The sequence below is a fragment of the Flavobacterium sp. N2550 genome (assembly GCF_025947265.1).
GTDB classification, from domain to species: domain Bacteria; phylum Bacteroidota; class Bacteroidia; order Flavobacteriales; family Flavobacteriaceae; genus Flavobacterium; species Flavobacterium endophyticum.
This window is the reverse complement of the sequence record NZ_CP110007.1, coordinates 3,791,001-3,809,246: the sequence shown is the minus strand read 5'-3', so window position 1 is coordinate 3,809,246 and position 18,246 is coordinate 3,791,001. Positions and strand designations below refer to the sequence as shown.

Here is an 18,246-nt window from a genome sequence, read left to right as displayed (position 1 = left end):
AAAACCTTAGCGCCTCCACATGATTTTCATAATAATCCTTCTTATTATTGCCGCCTATTATTTCTATCCCGAAAGCAAGTTGCCAAAAGGAAAAGAAATTGATCGGATTGAAGTCTTCAAATCGAAAAGAAGAATGAAGGTTTATTCGGAAGGCGTGCTTTTGAAAACGTATAGAATATCTTTGGGAAGAAGCCCAATCGGACATAAACAATTTGAAGGCGATTGCAAGACTCCTGAAGGAATTTATAGTATTGACGGAAGGAATCCGAATAGCGCTTTTCATAAAAACCTAGGCATTTCTTATCCCAATGAAAATGATTTAGAGAAGGCGAAAAGGTTAGAGAAGCCAGCTGGAGGCGATATAAAAATCCATGGACTTAGAAACGGAAAGGGTTATATTTCAAAATTCCACCGATGGAAAGACTGGACGGCTGGCTGTATAGCAGTAACAGACCCTGAAATCGATGAATTGTACGATGCCGTAAAAATTGGAGCAGAGATACAAATTTATCCATAAACAAGACTTTATAAAATAGAAAAACTCGGAGGCATCACTTCCGAGTTTTTCATTTCTAACCCAATATATAAAACCTAAAAATTCATTTTTAGAACATTCCGCCGCCTTGTTTCGTGTTGTCTTCACGATACTTTCTTTGCAACGCTCTGTTTTTACCACCTCCAAACATATAGTTGATTCCGAAGTAAAGACTTTGGCTTTCCCATCTGAAAACACCTGTGCTTGGATACGGATTACGGCTGTCAAAACCATATTCCATCATATTGAAAACGTCATTGAAACGAGCGCTGAAAGACAATTTGTTGTTTAGCATCGCATAACGGGCACCCATATCAATTTTGTACATTTCCCTGCTGTCGTTTTGGATTCCGTTTACGCCGCCTCTGTAGAAGCCGAATAAAAGGAAGCTCAAGCTTTTTGTTGCTTTGAAATTACTGTTCATTCTTGCGTTGAAAGCAGAGGCATCAATTTCTCTTCTAACGAAATCAAATACATCCGTTGTTCCAGGTCGTAATACAGAAACCAAACCTTTTTGCGAAATGTTTGAGAAATCTATCGAAGGCTGAACATCCCACCATTTTGTAATTTTGTAGTTCGCAGACAATTCAAATCCATACGCTGAATTGTTATCGAAGTTCGCCCAGCTCATGATCAAGTCGTTTGGATTGTCTGTAGTCTCATCAGAATACAAAACTCTGCTGATTTCATCATTGATCAATCGGTAGTAAACACCTCCGGTGAAAGAACCTTTTTCAAACATTTTTGTATAGTTCAATTCAACAGAATTTGTGAATTGAGGCTCTAGTTCTTGATTTCCTAAACCGGTAACCAATGGCGTAGAAAACTCCCTGATTGGTTTTGTTTGTTCCAAACTTGGTCTGTCAACACGACGGCTGTAGCTCAATTGGAACATGTTTTTCTCATCTAGATTGTATGTGAAATAAGCTGACGGATATACTGTCATGTAATCATCATCGAATTTTTTCAATCTTTGATCTGGATCTACGTTGTTGCTTTCCAGATTTGCTTTTACTTTATAGCTTTCGAAACGAGCTCCGATTTGGTAGCTGAATTTTTCAAACTTTTGACCAAAAGTAGCATAGGCTGAATAAATATCTACGTCATAATCATAATGGCTAATCGTAAAAGGAGAGACCGGATTTTGAGTATTGTAATCGTTTGTAGTTCTGATTATTCTTGCCTCAGCACCTAACTCTAAAGTCGATTTTTCATTTAATGGATTTACATAATCCAAGTTCAAAGTCGTGTTTTCTCTCTTGTCTACAATTTTGTCCGAATAAATTAAAGACTCAATTGGCGTTTCAAAAGTAGTCGTGTCAAAATTAGCATGCTGTGTCTGCTTGTAGTCATTGTAGTTTCCTTCAAAATCTAACGTATGGCCTTCTTTTGCGAATTTATGTTTGTACGCTAAATTATAAGCGCCGCTATTGTTGTCGGTAAGATATTCTCCTAATTGCAATACATTTGGCTGATCACCGTTCAAGTATCGGATGTCGGTATTTACATGTCCTGTTCCGTCAGTTCCGTTTTGGTTGGTGTAGAAAGAAAGCGTATTGTTATCGTCGATATAATAATCCATACCAATTTTATACAAGTACGATTCATTGTCGTTTACGATATCCAGAATTTGCTGTGAGTTGTTGTCGAATCTTTGGATAAAACCGTCATTGTAGTATTTTCCGAAATTGCTACCTACGTTTCCGAAGAAATTTACTTTTCCAGTTCTGTAGTTCATATCCAAAGAGTTGTTGAATTTTGGCTCTTTCGCAAACGTAATTCCGGCATTTAAGCTTCCGTTGAAACCGTCATTTGAATTTTTATGCAATACGATGTTGATAATCCCAGACATACCTTCTGGATTGTATTTCGCACTTGGATTCGTAATCAGCTCAATCTTTTTGATAGAAGTTGAAGGAATCTGTTTTAGCAATTGTGCCGGATCCATGTTGGTCGGTCTTCCGTCAACTAAGACTCTAACGTTTTGATTTCCTCTCAAGGAAATTTTTCCGTCTTGGTCTACATTCACCGATGGAATATTGTTCATGATTTCTGAAGCTGTTGCTCCAGCTGTTGTCAAATCACGTCCAACGTTGATTACTTTTCGGTCGATTTTTTGCTCGATAGTAGAACGTTCCGCAATCACTTCTACGCCTTCAAGCTGTGTTGCTTCATCGGCAAGAGTAATTTTGTTCAGTGAAAAACCTTTTTGACCAGAGGTAAGATCTGCTTTTCCGTTATATGGCTTGTAGCCGATAAATTGTATTTCTACATTGTAGTTTTTAGGAGCAAGTCCTTTTACTTCAAAGTCACCATTGTCATCAGTGATGCTTCCAGTGATGACAGTTTCGCCTTCTTTGACCGTTACGGTAGCATAAGAAATCGGCTGTCCTGCCTTGTCGGTTACTTTCCCTGAGATTGTAAGATTATTTTGCGCTTGCAACGAAAGCATTGGCATAATAAGGCACAGAAAGAATAATTTTAGTTTCATTTAGCTTTTTTTGATTGATTTTGATGTTGCAAATGTATTTCTTTTTCTTGTAATATGTAATACATAGTACTATTTTATACAAAAATTAACATCTTTTTATAAATTGGACAATTTTTTTGTTGCTTACTAGACTATAAAATTTAAAATATGTTACACTATTTTTGATATTTAAAATCATTCCAAACAATAAAAAGGCTTCTATTTTAGAAGCCTTCTGATTAACTGAATGTTAGCTATTGCTGTTATTTATCGCTTCATGGCAAAATGTGCCCTGAATTCTTTTGTAGTGCCATTTTCTAAATAGATAACCTTAAACCAATAATCGGTCGATGGCATTGGAGCATTGTTGTAGAAGCCATCCCAGCCTCCCGGTTGAGAAGGTTTTATCTGTTTCAGGAGCTTGCCGTAACGGTCAAAAATATAAATCACGGCCTCAGGCTGGTGCGATAAGTCCCAGATATTCCAATAATCATTATAGCCGTCGCCGTTTGGAGTGAAATATTTCGGATAGTTTATGACAAGAGCCACGATTGTAGTACTTTCACATCCGTTGAGGTCATTTACCGTAATCGTATGTTCGCCCGAAGCAACATCCTCAAACACATTGCTTTCTTGGAATGGCCCTCCGTCAAGTTGGTAGACATAATTGCCGCCGACTCCGGTTGCTATGACCGTGATGCTCTGATTGTCTCCAAAGTTATTGTTAACGGTATAGGTCACAGTCGGTTTTTCTGAGCGTATGACTTCAACCGTCACCAGATTGGAAGAACATCCCGTTGCATTGCTCGTCGCAATTACCGAATACGAACCTGGAACTGTCGCTGTATAGAAACTGCCCGTCGCGCCAGAAATCAATCCATTCGCATCAAACCATTGGAAAGTATGCAACGATGTGCTGAGTCCGGTTTGGATGGTATGCGAGCTTACAAGCTGATTGGTTTCGCTGTTTATACAAACTGTTCCTCCTCGCGGACGCGGCTCTGGGACACGGTGCACTGTTATGCGAATCGGCATTATGGCATAACAGCGATCTGAAATCCTGCTTGAAATTCGCACATAAATGTTTTTTATTGCCGATGCTGTAACTGGATTTGTTCTAGTGAGTGCATTATTTTCGGATTCAAAATATTCGACGATATAATCTTCCAGCAGCTGGCTTCCTAATGCAAAATCTGAAAAAGCAGTCAAGTCAACCGAGGTAAAACCGTCATTGATAGCATCATTGTCGCAGGTAATTTTTAAGTCTTCTGGAATAGGATTTACGACAGGAGTCGTGGCAATCGTAATTTCGAATAAATTGCCATCAGAACAAATTTCGCCGCGATTGTCTATTTCTGCATAAATATGTAAGGTTGTGGTTGTAGAGATTACATCACCAGCGTTTAGCATGGTTCCTTGGCCATTAGCTTCAGTAAAATAGTCACCTACAGCCAAGGCGGGAAGTAAATAACTGTCGCAGCTGATTACAGGATCTGGAGAATCGGCTTCGATTCCTACAATCGTAATCGTAAAGCTGTTTTCGGCGCTACATGGCGGTTCTGTGGTTGTCGTGGCATAAATATAGATAGTCTGGGTTTCAGAAATCACATCGCCAGCAGAAAGCATGGTTCCGTTTCCACCAGGTGCGGTATAATAGTTGCCTACAGCCAAAGGTGTCAGAGTATAAGGAGTACAAGTTGGACCGATGTCGGATCTGGAACTAATCTGAGGAATAGGATTGATGGTCACCATATAGCTTATCTCATTCGTACAGTTCTGTCCTGGTGTAATCGGCTTGTAAATATAGATTCTTTGGGTTGAAGTTATAGTTTGTCCGGCTAAAAGCATTGTGCCTGTTCCTCCCGGTGCTGTGTAATAATTTCCGACAGTAATTGCGGGTAACACATAACTGCCACAGATGGTAACATCGTTTGGTATTGCTGGGAATGGATCTGTAATGGTGACTTCAAAATGTATATTGTCGGTACAATTTGGCACTTCGGTTGTTGCTACATATACATAAATGGTCTGGGTTGTAGTGATTACTGTTCCGGCTGGAATTTGTGTGCCTGAACCCGCTGGTCCGGTGTAATAATTTCCGATTGGCAATGGTGGAAGCGTATAGCTGGAACAATTTTCAGCGTTGGGAGGCGTATCTATTCCAATGAATACGGTAAATGGCTTTTCATCTACACAGATATCATTTTGCACATACGCATAAATAGCCTGCGTAGTAGTAATTGTAGTTCCTCCTGGAATTATCGTTCCGGTTCCTCCCGGTTGCGTATAATAATTTCCAAAGGCTAGGGTAGGCAAGACATACGAATCGCAGTCAAATACCGAAGCGATCTCAGGCAGGTTTTGGAAAGGAATTATTTCTACTTCAAAACTGCTGTCGACGATACAGAATGGTTCTTCTGGAAATCTGTAATATACATAGATTGTCTGCGTACTTGTAATTTCAGTCCCGAAAGGTATCTGCGTGCCGTTTCCGCCGGGTTGAGTAAAATAGTTTCCGAATTCCAAACCTGGCAAAACATAACTTGTACAATACCTTCCGTCTGGAGGAGTAAGTGATTCTGGGTCAATAATCGTGATTCTAAAGCTGCTCTGGTTAGAACAATTTGGAATCCCGCCAGATTGGTTATAGATATAAATGGTTTGTGTTTCTGTAATAATATCACCCGGAAGCAATGGCGTTCCTGTACCGTCAGGCCCTGAAAAATAATTACCATTTGTCAAAGCAATCAATTCGTGCTGGTCGCAAACGATTATGTTTTGAAGAATATCAACTACAGGCAAATTTTTGACAAAAATCTCAAAACTTGTAGTGTCGTAACAATCGGTATCGGTCTTGTTTTCGATTCTCACATAAATCGTTTGATTCCCGCCTGTAATATAATCTACAGAAGGTAGGGGATTTGTGCCTGCTTGTGCATTCTCTAAAGAAGTGTAATACAAAACATTATAAACAGAAGAAGGCAATGCGCCTAACACGGCTGTATCTTGCGATGCAAAGGTGAAATTTCCGTCTGTTGAATTTAAAGAAATGGCACATTCTGTAATATCATCTGGCTCTGTAGCGGTTGGTGGCGCAATCAAAAGCAAGTCGAATGATTTTATGGTTACACATCCGTTTGTGTCTGTGATTCTTACGTAGATGCTTTCATTTCCAGCGCTCTGGCGGATAGCTGGCAAGATGTTTTCTCCACTACCAGCGTCTATTCGGTTCGCATGATACGAAATCGTCACACCCGGATCGATCCCAGATAAAATAATCGGAGTGTTATAAGACAGGTCGAAATTATAAGTAGGCTGTCCAGTGTTGCATTTGTATAGCGGAACAGGATCAGGAGTAATTAATTGTCGATAATATTCTACGATAATCGAATCTGTTACAGGAGCTTCACACGGAAACAATATATTATTATACGTAACGGTATAAGTGCCTGGATCGCTGATGCTAAGTTCGGCAACATTTCCTCCAACTGGCGCTCCGTCTTGTGTCCAAGCAAAAGAATAGGTGTCTGTGCTCAATCCTGTTGTTAGGATATGCGTTCCGCCTTGACAGATTGCGGTATTGCTTGCAATGGTCAGGTCTGGACCTAAGACGTCTTGTCCGATATTGAAACTGTCTGAAGAAAGAAAAATTGCCGAATCAGATTTATAATCGGATCGATCGGCAATAACCAGTTTTATATGGTAAGGTGTATTTGGGATTAAGACTGATGCGGCTTGGAAAAGAACCGTCTGTCCGTTAAAATTGATGGCAGCACCCGGAGCTTCAGAACCTCCATTGAACTTTCCAAAATATTCAGCATTTGCCGAAGCACAGCTCGAATTATATAAAAAATCACGTATGGTCAAAACCGAAATAGGTGTAGTCGTATTTGGAATCACGGCGAGATTTTCGGTCACGCCCGTATTTTGATTCGTGAGCAGGAAAGCAAACGCATCCGAAAAGCTACATTGTGAGTTGCCATATTCTTCAGACGCAAAAAGAAAATCTACGCTAAAATTTGACGAAATAGGAACAAAATCAAACTCAAGAACAGTAGCATTGACAGAATTCATTGTAATTCCTGCCGCAGCAAGCACATTTTCTAAATCCGTATCGCCTACCCACGCAGGAGTATTTCCGTCATTAAGAATTGAAGTATTAGGTCCGGGAGCATTATTGGCATCTCCTGTTGTCAAGACAACGCCGCTGCTGATTGGGAAATTTGGATTGGTATTTTGGAAGTAACCGATTCCATTGCTGGAGCCAAAATTAGTTCCGGTTCGCCAAGAGATATTCGTTACTTCTGTGCAAGGGGAATTGATTAGAACGTCTGTTACAAGTTGTGGCACCGTGCGAGTTGAGGTATCGACAGTTATTGCCTGCGAATAGCCGAGTATTGGCAATAGAGCCAATAGAATCAATAGGTTTTTTTTCATATCAAAATTAATCAGGGCAAATCAATTTTTTGATACTTACTTAATAAAAATTGGGGCTTTTATTTGAAAGTTCTTAGCAAAGATAAAGATAAGCATCGACGAAATGCAAATTAATACGATGAAATGTAATGTTTTATAGGTTTCTATGTTATAAATCTTACAGATTTAGATTTATAAGAAAGAAAATTCAATCGAATTTGTATTGTTTTGATTTTTCAAAAACAAATTATGATCCAGATAAATTTCTTATAATGTTAAATAGTGCTCTAGGCAACGCTCCCATTATTTCTAAACAGATGGCAAAAATAGGAAGCACTAAGTACGCCCATACAGGAAATTTGAATTTTGTGCTTACTCCACTTATAACATCTTTCCAACTAGCTAAATTTGTTGGTTAACATGACTTTTTCAGCCGTCAACAGGCCTGTTTATTAGAGACGAGCGGTTCTAAGTTTTGTTACTTGCCTGCTAAAAATAGAACTGGTTTTTCAGCCAAAGCAAAAAGAAAATCTATCTTTGATAAATGGAATTTCCTATTGCCTAAATTCAGACAGAATTAGTATCTTTGCACGCTTAAAAATTACTTAAAATGACATTATCTCAAATTCTTACACCGCAGATTGAAAAAGCTGTTTCCGCTTTGTTTGGAGTTACTATTGACAAAATAGAATTTCAGGCAACACGGAGAGAATTCGAAGGTGATATCACCATGGTGATTTTTCCTTTGCTGAAGCTTGTCAAAAGTAATCCTGTGGAGCTTGGAAATAAAATTGGAACCTATCTCGTTGAAAATGTTGCAGAAGTCGAAAAATTTAATGTCGTTTCTGGATTTTTGAATATCGTGATTTCTGATAAATACTATCTGGATTTCTTTGCCAACACCAGAGGCATAGAAAACTTCGGTTTTGTGTCTCCAAAAGAAAATGAAAAAGCCATTTTGGTAGAATATTCTTCTCCAAATACCAACAAGCCGTTGCATTTAGGGCATGTACGTAATAATCTTTTGGGTTATTCGGTAGCCGAAATTATCAAGGCTTCGGGCAAAAAAGTATATAAAACGCAAATCATCAACGATAGAGGAATCCATATCTGCAAGTCGATGTTGGCTTGGGAGAAATTTGGCAACAATGAAACGCCGGAAACTTCTAAGATGAAAGGCGATAAGTTGGTAGGAAAATATTATGTCGAATTTGACAAAGCCTACAAAAGCCAGATCAATGAATTGATGCAGCAAGGCAAATCAGAAGATGAAGCCAAAAAGCAAGCGCCAATTATTGTAGAAGCTCAGGAAATGCTCCAAAAATGGGAGGCTGGCGATGAACAGGTCATGAACCTTTGGAGAATGATGAATCAATGGGTGTATGCCGGATTTGCCGAAACCTATAAAAACCTTGGCGTTGATTTTGATTCCTATTATTACGAAAGCAATACCTATTTATTAGGAAAAGATGTAGTGGAGCAAGGTTTGGAAAAAGGCGTTTTTTACAAAAAACCTGACGGTTCGGTTTGGATTGACCTGACAGAAGATGGTCTGGACGAAAAATTAGTTTTGCGTTCTGACGGTACTTCTGTTTATATGACGCAAGATATCGGAACTGCAATCCAGCGTGTGAAAGACCTTTCAGATGTTGGCGGTATGGTGTATACTGTCGGAAACGAACAAGATTATCATTTCAAAGTATTATTTCTAATCTTGAAAAAACTTGGATACGATTGGGCCCAAAATCTTTTCCATTTATCGTACGGAATGGTTGACTTGCCTTCAGGAAAGATGAAAAGCCGTGAAGGAACTGTTGTGGATGCCGATGATTTGATGGAAGATATGACAGAAACGGCCAAATCAATTTCAGAAGAACTGGGCAAGCTCGATCATTATTCCGAAGAAGAAAAAGCCAAGCTTTATAAAACCATCGGATTAGGTGCTTTGAAATATTATATCTTAAAAGTAGATCCCAAAAAACGTATTCTGTTCAATCCCGAAGAATCTGTCGATTTTGCTGGAAATACAGGTCCGTTTATTCAATATACCTACGCTAGAATCCAGTCGATTATACGAAAAGCAGATTTTGACTATTCCAGCACCATGACTTCTATTTCTTTGCACGAAAAAGAAAAAGAACTGCTAAAGCAGATGGAAACTTTCCCAGAGATTATTCAAAATGCGGCACAGAATTTCAGCCCGGCATTGATTGCGAATTATACTTACGAACTCGTAAGAGAATACAATTCGTTTTATCAAGCCGTTCCGATTCTAGGCTCTGACAACTTTGATGAAAAGGTTTTCCGTGTCCAGCTATCAAAAAAAGTAGCCGATATCATCGCTTCAGCATTTAGCCTTTTGGGAATTGATGTTCCTGAAAGAATGTAATTCCTAACTCATAATTATCGTAGTGAAAACGAATTCTTATTTCTTTCAATCTTTTGCAATCGTGCTTTTGGCCGCTGGCGCTTTTATTGGATTCAAGCAGTTTCTGCCAAAGAAAATTTTTCCCGAAGGTGCTCCAAATTCAAAGAACGTCCTGATCGACAGCATGCTTTTGGATGCTGTTGCCAAAGATGTCAAGGCTACTGCAAAAGATACGCTGATTAATGAAAAAATTGTCTTTGATCCGACTTTAGGGATTACTTTCCCTGCCGAAAAATTTGAAGACTACAAAGGCTATCAGTACCTGATTTCTTTTTATGAGAAATTGTACCAGCTAGAAACAAATCCAGAATCAGAAAGTGTAAGAATCGCCTATTTCGGAGATTCGATGACCGATGGTGACATGATTGTTCAAGACTTAAGAGCCGATTACCAGACAAAGTTTGGAGGTCACGGCGTTGGTTTTGTTTCCATAACGTCAGAATCTGCGGCTTCCAGAAGTTCGATCACTCACCAATATTCAGGAAACTGGAAAACCCAATCTTATTTGAATGTCAAAAGGCCTAGAAGTCCGTTTGGAGTTAACGGGCATGTCTTTTTTGCAAATGATACGGCTCATGTAGAATGGATACGCTTTAAGGCAAATAATGCGAAGTTTGCGACCATGCTTGACAATCCGACGCTTTTCTACGGAAGGTCATCTAATCTTAACGGAAAAGTAGATGTTATCATCGGAAAAGATACTATCGTAAAAAGCTTAACGCCAAACAGTTTGGTCAATACATTAAAGATATCTTCAAGTAGTGTCAAAAGCTTTAAGGCTGATTTTATAAAAGCGGATTCGATTCCGATTTTCGGTTTCAATTTTGATGACGGAAAAGGTGTCCACGTGGATAATTTTTCACAAAGAGGAAACTCTGGATTGCCGATTTCAACCTTCAATCCAGCTGTAATGCAAGCCTTCAACAGTAAATTAGGCTACGATTTAATCGTATTGCACTACGGGACAAACGTCTTGAATTACGGAACTAAAGACTATACTTGGTACGACAGAAGCATGACAAAAACGGTCAACCATTTGAAAGAATGCTTTCCTGGAGTTGCCATCTTGATTGTTTCGACAGCCGATAAATCTACAAAATACGACTTGGAAATGAAAACCGATTCTGCCGTAGTTCCATTGACAACAGCGCAAAAAAGATACGCCTTGAAAACGCAATCGGGATTCGTAAATCTATATACTTTGATGGGCGGCGATGGCTCTATGGTAAAATGGGTAGAAGAAGAACCAGCAAAAGCCAATAAAGATTATACGCATTTTAACCACCGCGGTGCTAAAAAAATAGCCGGCTTGCTGTATGAACAGCTCAACCAAGGTTATGAAAAATATAAAGCTTTAAGAAAGAAAAGAAAGCCTGCCGAGAAGAAACCTTCTGATTCAACAGGAATTAAAAAAGACAGTGTCGATGCATAAGCTGAAATTATTTTTTTATCTGATATGCCTCGTAACAGCTGTCAAATCGTATGCGCAAACAGATTCTCTGTTTGTCGAAATCGATACTGTCGCAGCAATTGATACGACGGAAATTATCGTAATTCCAGACAATCAAATTCACAATGCTAAAACGCTGAAGCCTTTTTTTGAAAAATTAAGCCTTAGCCAGCAAAATAAATCAGGCAAGATTAACATCGTGCATATCGGAGATTCTCATATCCAAGCCGACCTGATGACGAATGTCATTCGAAAGAAACTACAAGGAGAATTCGGAAATGGTGGCAGAGGATTTATTTTTCCGTACAGCTTGGCAAAGACGAATGGTTCCTATAATGAACGATTTTCATCAAACAGAAGCTGGGAAAGCTACCGAAATATCTATCCGGTAATCGGAAATCCTGTCGGTTTGAGCGGCATTGGTTTGTGGACAAAGAACAAAGATTTTGCTATCGAGATCAATGTAAAAGACAGTTCGTATGGCTTCAACACGATCAAGATCATCACTCCAAAAAATAAAAATTTGTTTGATGTGGCTACAGCTTCAAAAACAATAGTGATGGAGTCTTCGGTTCCGAAAAAGATCACGCACAAGATTAAAAAAGGAGAAGCTGTATCGATTATTGCCGAAAAATATGGCATTTCGGTTTCACAGTTGAAAAAAGCAAACAACTTAAAGTCAAATAATATCCGAGCTGGAAAAACGCTAAAGATTCCGACGAATGAAATGCAGCAGAAATCCATTTCACGGTCAGAGTTTATTCCGCTGGAAGTACAATCCGATGAACTTTCGCATTATTATAAAAGCGAAACTGTCTTGAGCAAGATTTATCTTATTCCGAATCCCGAAACTTCGGAATTTGCCTTAAACGGATTAGTGCTTGAAAATAACAACCCAGGCGTAATCTACAGCAGCATCGGCGTAAATGGAGCAAAATTTTCTGATTACAACAAATATCCGTTGTTTTTTGAGCAGTTAAAAGCATTGCAACCTGACATGATCGTACTTTCTTTAGGGACAAACGAAACTTTTGACAAGATGATCTCTTCGGAATATATGGTGCAGCTTAATCTGTTCCTAGAAAATCTGAAAGCACAGCAGCTAAATGTTCCTGTTCTTATATCGACACCGCCGCCGTCCTTGTTTAAACGAAAATTTCCAAATACATTTGCAGCCGATTATTCAGAAAATATCCTGAAATCAGCTGAAACAAAAGGCTTTGCTGTTTGGGACTTGTATTCTCAGTTTGGAGGATTATACGGTGTCAGCAGAAATGCGGCCAAAGGATTAATGTCGGGTGACAGAGTTCATTATTCTAAAGCAGGATATGAAAAGCAAGGGAATTTATTATCAGAAGCGCTTCTAAAAGCATACAGTAATTTTAAATCGGGCATAGAGAATTAATGACAATCAACAGCATAAATGACTGGTTTACGCAGACCTTTGGAGTACTCACTTTAGAACAAGTGAAAGGCTGGTTTATATACAATCCGAAAGAACCCTTGCTGTTCAATACAGGACTGTTTTTAGGAATGTTCCTGATTTTTTATCTGGTATATGCCTTTATGCGCAAGACTTTTTACTTGAGGCTGGTATATGTCATCCTATTTTCGCTTTTCTTTTATTATAAGTCGAGCGGAGTCTATTTTCTCCTGCTCATCCTGTCATCTGTCGTCGATTACAATCTAAGCGGCGTGATTTATCGGGAAAACCGCGAAGGCTGGCGTAAGTTTTACATCTGGCTCAGTGTTATCTTAAATCTCGGACTTTTGGGCTATTTTAAATACACCAATTTCCTAATAGGTACCTATAACGATATGTTTCAGGGGCATTTCGAACTGCATAAGATACTATTGCCTGTCGGAATCTCCTTCTACACATTTCAGTCGATAAGCTACATTATTGAAATCTACAGGAAAGAAATCGTACCGACGAACAATTATATCGAATACCTATTTTTCGTTTCTTTTTTTCCGCAGTTGGTCGCAGGACCGATTGTACGAGCAAAAGATTTCTTGCCGCAGATTTACCAAAAATTAAATCTTACCAAAGAAGACGTAAACAATGCCTTGTTTCTTATAATTGGAGGTCTTCTCAAGAAAACAGTTATTTCAGATTATATTTCCATAAACTTTGTCGACCGTGTTTTTGATGCGCCGACAAGCTATACGGCTTTTGAAAATCTGATGGCTTCTTACGGTTATGCGATACAGATTTATTGCGACTTTTCCGGATATTCGGATATGGCAATCGGAGTAGCATTATTGCTCGGATTTAAATTGCCGACCAACTTTAGGACGCCCTATAAATCAGCTTCGATAACAGAATTCTGGAGAAGATGGCACATTTCGCTATCAACTTGGCTGAAAGACTTCCTTTATATTTCGATTGGAGGAAACCGTCACGGTTCTTTCGCAGGATTTTTATTTCCAGCCTTGTTCTTTTTCGGGTTGGTTATTTGGGGAATCAGCTATTCTACCGTAAGCCATATTCCGCTGATTATTGCAGTTTCTTCTTTAGTCCTTTTCAGCTTGACTTTCATCTTGTCTAAAGACAGAGAAAGAACAATGTTCACGAATGTGAATCTTTTAACGACGATGCTTTTGGGAGGCTTATGGCACGGTGCCAGTCTTCGTTTTATCATTTGGGGCGCCCTGCATGGCGTTGCCTTGGCTGTGCACAAAATTTTCCTTGAATTTTTTCCTTCCAAAAAAGACGCCAAAAAGAATGCTTTTGACTACATCTGGAGGTTTTTCTCCATCCTGCTAACGTTCCATTTTGTTGTATTCTGCTGGCTGTTTTTCAGGGCGAAAGATTTTGATACGGCATTGCAGATCATCAATAATATCGGACAGCTGACTTTCGATCCGAAGCAATGGCAGATCATTATTTCGGGCTACAAGAATGTATTCCTTTTGATGCTGTTGGGTTATGTATGGCATTTCCTTCCAGAAGGAATTACTAAGAACATGAAGCTGGCTTTTGACAAGACACCATTAATTGGAAAGGCCTTGATTCTAGGTTTTGTCTACTGGATTGTCTACGCAACCGCAACCGCAGGACCGCAGCCATTTATCTACTTCCAATTCTAAAATAAACGTTTTTTATACTAAAAAAAGGTTTGGTGCCGTTATATTATTGTTAACCAATTGTTTTTTGACAATAAAAAACCAAACCATGAAAAAGAAATTAATTTTTGCAGTATGTGCCGGAGCGTTCCTTTTTACGATGGCATGCAGTTCAGATGACGATAGTAGTTCGCCATCAAACACGACAGTAGAAGAAGTTGTCAATACGGTAACTTCAGGAACATGGAGAATTACCAGCTATATTGATAGCGGGAATAACGAAACAGCGGATTTTACGGGCTATAATTTTACTTTTGGAAGTACCAGTTTACTGACCGCTACCAATGGTGCCAATACTTACGAAGGCACCTGGTCCGTAACTGACGACAATGACGACAGCCCTAGCGACGACATCGACTTTAATATCCTTTTTTCTGCTCCAACAGCTTTTGTTGAGTTGAGTGATGACTGGGATGTTGTGGAAAGGACTTCGACGAAAATCAGGCTTGTTGACGACAGTGGAGGAAACGGAGGCACAGATTACCTGACCTTTGAGAAGAATCCATAATAAATTAAGTAAGCCAGTCGTTAGACTGGCTTTTTATTTTGCTAAAAATTAAATTTCAACGAAGCATTAGGCGTTCTTTCTAAAGAATATGTATTGACACTTTCAATGGTATTGTTGCTACCATTTACTCTATAATAACGACTAATTGTGTTTTTTTTGTTTAGTATATTGAGGACAGAAATGCCTAATTCTAATTGATTTTTTGAATTCCATTTCCAGCTATAAGAAGCCGAAAAATTCACTTGAAAATAATCACTCAGGTCTTTATTGTTTGGAAAACTATAATTGATTTCGGGCTTTGCTGGATTGCTGAAATCCAAAAGATTTGTCGCCGGAGTTGTTTCGGGCCTTCCAGAATTCCATTTTGCGCCTAAAGCCACTTTAATATTTTGCCAGTCATAGATGGCGGCCCAATTGATACTATTGATAATCTGGAAATTATTGGCAAATTCCGAAGGTATAAGCGAATCGAATTTATAGTCACTGTTGCTCAAGCTGTAGCTGATCCAAGAATAAAAACGGTTAAAGTTTTTCTGTACCAAAAGCTCGGATCCCAACACCTTATAATCGCCATTAATCTTTATAAATTCTAATTGATTCTGGAAAGCCTGGCTTGGCGTTGAGATTCCAGCCACTTTTTTATAAAAATTATCTAACGAAACCAACCATTGTCCAGTCTTGTAAGTCAATCCGATGGAAATCTGATGGCTTTTTTGAATTGGAATCTGATCGTCGTCAGACAAAATCCAACGCCTTTTTTCAATGCCTAAAAAGTCCTGTTGCTGATCGATAATCTGTGAAGCCGTCTGGCTTTTCTGCTCGCCTAGAACTTCAATACTTAGTTCTTCATTGAATTTGTAATTGAATTGCAGTCTCGGTTCAAAAAGATACGTTTCCAATTCCTCAATATAATTGAAGCGCAAACCTGGTTTCAAGAAAAGACGCTTGTCGTTGGAATGTATTTCTGCTTCTGCAATCAACGAATGGGTTCTCAAGACTTCCTTGATGCTTCTCGAAAATCCTGGATTATCGATGTTTTCAAAATTCCTGACTCCAATTTCATTGTACTGATATCCTGTATTCAAGGTCAGATTTGGATTAAGGATGTGCTTGTTTTCCAATCGGAATCCCATATCGATAACGGTATTCTGCTGTACTAGCGTCTGGCTGTTTTCGACAGCCTCATTCCTCGAATTTAGATTATAATAGGAAAGGTAGCCACTAATTGTACTGTAATTTTTTTCATTCCAAGCTGTTTTCAAAGCAACGGCACCGCCAAAATTTTGCTGCTCTAAATCGCTATTTCGGGACTTCAAAACGCCATCGGAAGTTATTTTCTGGTCAAGATTTAAAGAATTATTGATTCCGATAAAAGCGGCGGTTATTTGAGTAGCAGTACCTATTTTCTGCTGGTATTGGGCCGTAAAGTCATAAAAATAAAACTTTTCATCGGTATGGTAATTCGACACTTCGTTGTTTTCGAGATTCGTAACGATGGTATTCTGGAAGATTCGATTGTAATAGTTCTTGTAGGTTGGGGAAGTAGCCCAGTCGGTAAAAGAACGTCTTCCTGAAATCTGGAAGCTTGAATTTTCTGAAAGCCTTATCTTGGAATTAAATTGCGCGCTGATCAAGTTAGAACTTAGGCTTGACGCGGTAGTTCCGATAGTTTCAGGGATAGAAGAAATATCGATGACGCTCGAGACGCTTTCTCCATAAAACGCAGAAGTTCCATTTTTTGAAATGGAAATCTTTTGCGAAAGCGACGGATTGAAAGCAGAAATCAAGCCGAAGAAATGTCCAGTCTGGAACATCCGAATTCCGTTCCATAAAAATAAATTTTGGTCGTGTGTGCCGCTCCTGACATTGATATTAGAAATCGTCTCGTCTGCACTATAAATTCCGGGAACCTGCTGAAGGGTTTGCAGGACATCGGCCTCTGTCAGTCCCGGAAGGATCCCGAATCGTTTTGGCCTTATGATAAGGTTCCCTTCTACGGTCTTAGAAATTCCGCTAGTTAGGTATTTCTCTATAATCGTTTCTTCGAGAGTGATCGGAATGCTGTCGCTTGACTTTAAGGCAATATTAGTAGCACTTTTTTGTTTTTTTCTTGAAGCGACAACAATGTAGCGGTCGTTTATGATTTCAAAATCCAAAGCTGTTTGATTGTGTAGATAGTTTAGTTTTTCGGGCAATTTCAGTTCAGATGCTGGCGGAATCAAAAAAAGAGGGGCTACTTCTTCCTCAATAAAATTAAACTGTACCTTGTGCTGTTTTGATAGTCTCGCAAGAATCTCTTTTAAAGGTACGGCCGTGCTCTTTTCTTGCGCCCAGATCGATTGGAAAGCTAAGAAAAAGAAAAAAAATAACAACAGCCGGGGGATGAGTCTCGTCATTCTTTTATTAAGGTAATCTTTTTATCAGAGGTTTTTATATAATCCAAATGATAGGTCTTGCATAAGATTTCAAGGGCAGTATCGATATTGTCTAAAGGCAATATTCCGGTAAAATACTGATCAGAACTAATTTTAGAATGTTCGATTTCAACAGCGTATTGGCGTTCGATCTCGCTAATTGCTTCGTTCAAGGCGGCAGCATTGAGCTTTAGTTCGTTTAAAAGCCAGCTTGGCCTATCGGTAGTTAGCGGCAGGGACTGGAGCTGTTTTCCGCCTCGGACAATAACACTGCTTCCTTTTTCTAAAAATAGTATTTTATTGTTGAAAGCTACTTTTACTTTCCCTTCATAACATTCTACTTCAAAATTGCGATTCCTAGCCCTTACATTAAACTGGGTACCGACTACCGTTACTGTCCCAAGGCTGGTATTTACGTCGAATTTTTCGCCTTTAGCAACCTTAAAAAAAGCTTCTCCTTTTAAATCCAAGCTTCGGTTGCTGCTCCAGTTCCATTTTTTGTATCGGATTTCAGAATCAGAATTCAGCACAATTTCGGAATCATCAGGCAAAAGAAAAGTGGTTTTTTTTCCAGCATTGGCATATTCTGTGCTCGTAATCTGGTACTTCAAAATAAATAACGTGCCCAAAGCGGTCACTATGATAGCCGCAGTTTTCAAAAACCAATTGTTGCGCAATCTAACGACAGGTTTCTCTTTAGCCTGGCCCATTATGTTTTGATAGGAACTTTCGGCATCAAAAGCAGGCGCTTCCATTTGACCTGAAAGTTCTTTTATCTTTTTATACGTATTGAATTCGGGCGACTTCTCGAAAGCTTCCAATTCATCTGCGGTCATTTCTCCAGCCAGCCATTTTGCTAAGTCAAAATTATTTTCCATCACTTCTTTTTGTTAAAA

At 39.0% G+C, this 18,246-nt stretch carries 10 protein-coding genes; 6 read left to right on the top strand and 4 right to left on the bottom strand.

Translation table 11 applies throughout. From position 1 onward, the window contains the following. Positions 1-19 precede the first annotated feature (19 nt). Positions 20-517: a L,D-transpeptidase family protein gene (locus OLM56_RS17095; protein ID WP_264527834.1), complete on the top strand. Its 498-nt coding sequence runs from the start codon at positions 20-22 to the stop codon at positions 515-517. 88 nt (positions 518-605) lie between these two features. Here the strand turns inward: OLM56_RS17095 and OLM56_RS17090 are convergent, their stop codons facing one another. Both OLM56_RS17090 and OLM56_RS17085 read right to left on the bottom strand, forming a co-directional pair. After that, positions 606-3,026, bottom strand: a complete 2,421-nt coding sequence (locus OLM56_RS17090; RefSeq protein ID WP_264527833.1) for a TonB-dependent receptor — start codon at positions 3,024-3,026, stop codon at positions 606-608. A 246-nt stretch (positions 3,027-3,272) separates the two neighbouring features. After that, complete coding sequence (locus OLM56_RS17085) at positions 3,273-7,442, bottom strand: T9SS type B sorting domain-containing protein (protein WP_264527832.1); 4,170 nt, start codon at positions 7,440-7,442, stop codon at positions 3,273-3,275. 589 nt (positions 7,443-8,031) lie between these two features. Here OLM56_RS17085 and argS point away from each other — a divergent pair. The 5 genes from argS to OLM56_RS17060 all read left to right on the top strand — a co-directional run bounded on the left by argS (position 8,032) and on the right by OLM56_RS17060 (position 14,936). Next, positions 8,032-9,810, top strand: coding sequence for an arginine--tRNA ligase (gene argS / locus OLM56_RS17080; RefSeq protein ID WP_264527831.1), 1,779 nt, complete (start codon positions 8,032-8,034; stop codon positions 9,808-9,810). A 22-nt stretch (positions 9,811-9,832) separates the two neighbouring features. Next, a complete protein-coding gene (locus OLM56_RS17075) occupies positions 9,833-11,281 on the top strand; it encodes an SGNH/GDSL hydrolase family protein (RefSeq protein WP_264527830.1) in 1,449 nt (482 codons plus the stop codon). Then, a complete protein-coding gene (locus OLM56_RS17070; RefSeq protein ID WP_264527829.1) occupies positions 11,274-12,704 on the top strand; it encodes a LysM peptidoglycan-binding domain-containing protein in 1,431 nt (476 codons plus the stop codon). The genes OLM56_RS17075 and OLM56_RS17070 overlap by 8 nt, the downstream gene beginning before the upstream one ends. Continuing rightward, positions 12,704-14,392: an MBOAT family O-acyltransferase gene (locus OLM56_RS17065; RefSeq protein WP_264527828.1), complete on the top strand. Its 1,689-nt coding sequence runs from the start codon at positions 12,704-12,706 to the stop codon at positions 14,390-14,392. Before OLM56_RS17070 ends, OLM56_RS17065 begins: the two co-directional genes overlap by 1 nt. Before the next feature lie 85 nt (positions 14,393-14,477). Then, positions 14,478-14,936 carry a hypothetical protein gene (locus tag OLM56_RS17060; protein ID WP_264527827.1) on the top strand — a complete coding sequence of 153 codons (459 nt, stop codon included), beginning with the start codon at positions 14,478-14,480 and terminating at the stop codon, positions 14,934-14,936. A 41-nt stretch (positions 14,937-14,977) separates the two neighbouring features. On the opposite strand, the gene OLM56_RS17055 is transcribed toward OLM56_RS17060, so the two are convergent. Together OLM56_RS17055 and OLM56_RS17050 are read right to left on the bottom strand one after the other, a co-directional pair. Beyond that, a complete protein-coding gene (locus tag OLM56_RS17055; RefSeq protein WP_264527826.1) occupies positions 14,978-17,332 on the bottom strand; it encodes a TonB-dependent receptor plug domain-containing protein in 2,355 nt (784 codons plus the stop codon). Then, the gene (locus OLM56_RS17050; protein WP_264527825.1) at positions 17,329-18,228 is read right to left on the bottom strand and encodes a FecR family protein; all 900 of its coding nucleotides are present in this window, start codon (positions 18,226-18,228) and stop codon (positions 17,329-17,331) included. The genes OLM56_RS17055 and OLM56_RS17050 overlap by 4 nt, the downstream gene beginning before the upstream one ends. Between the last annotated feature and the right edge of the window lie 18 nt (positions 18,229-18,246).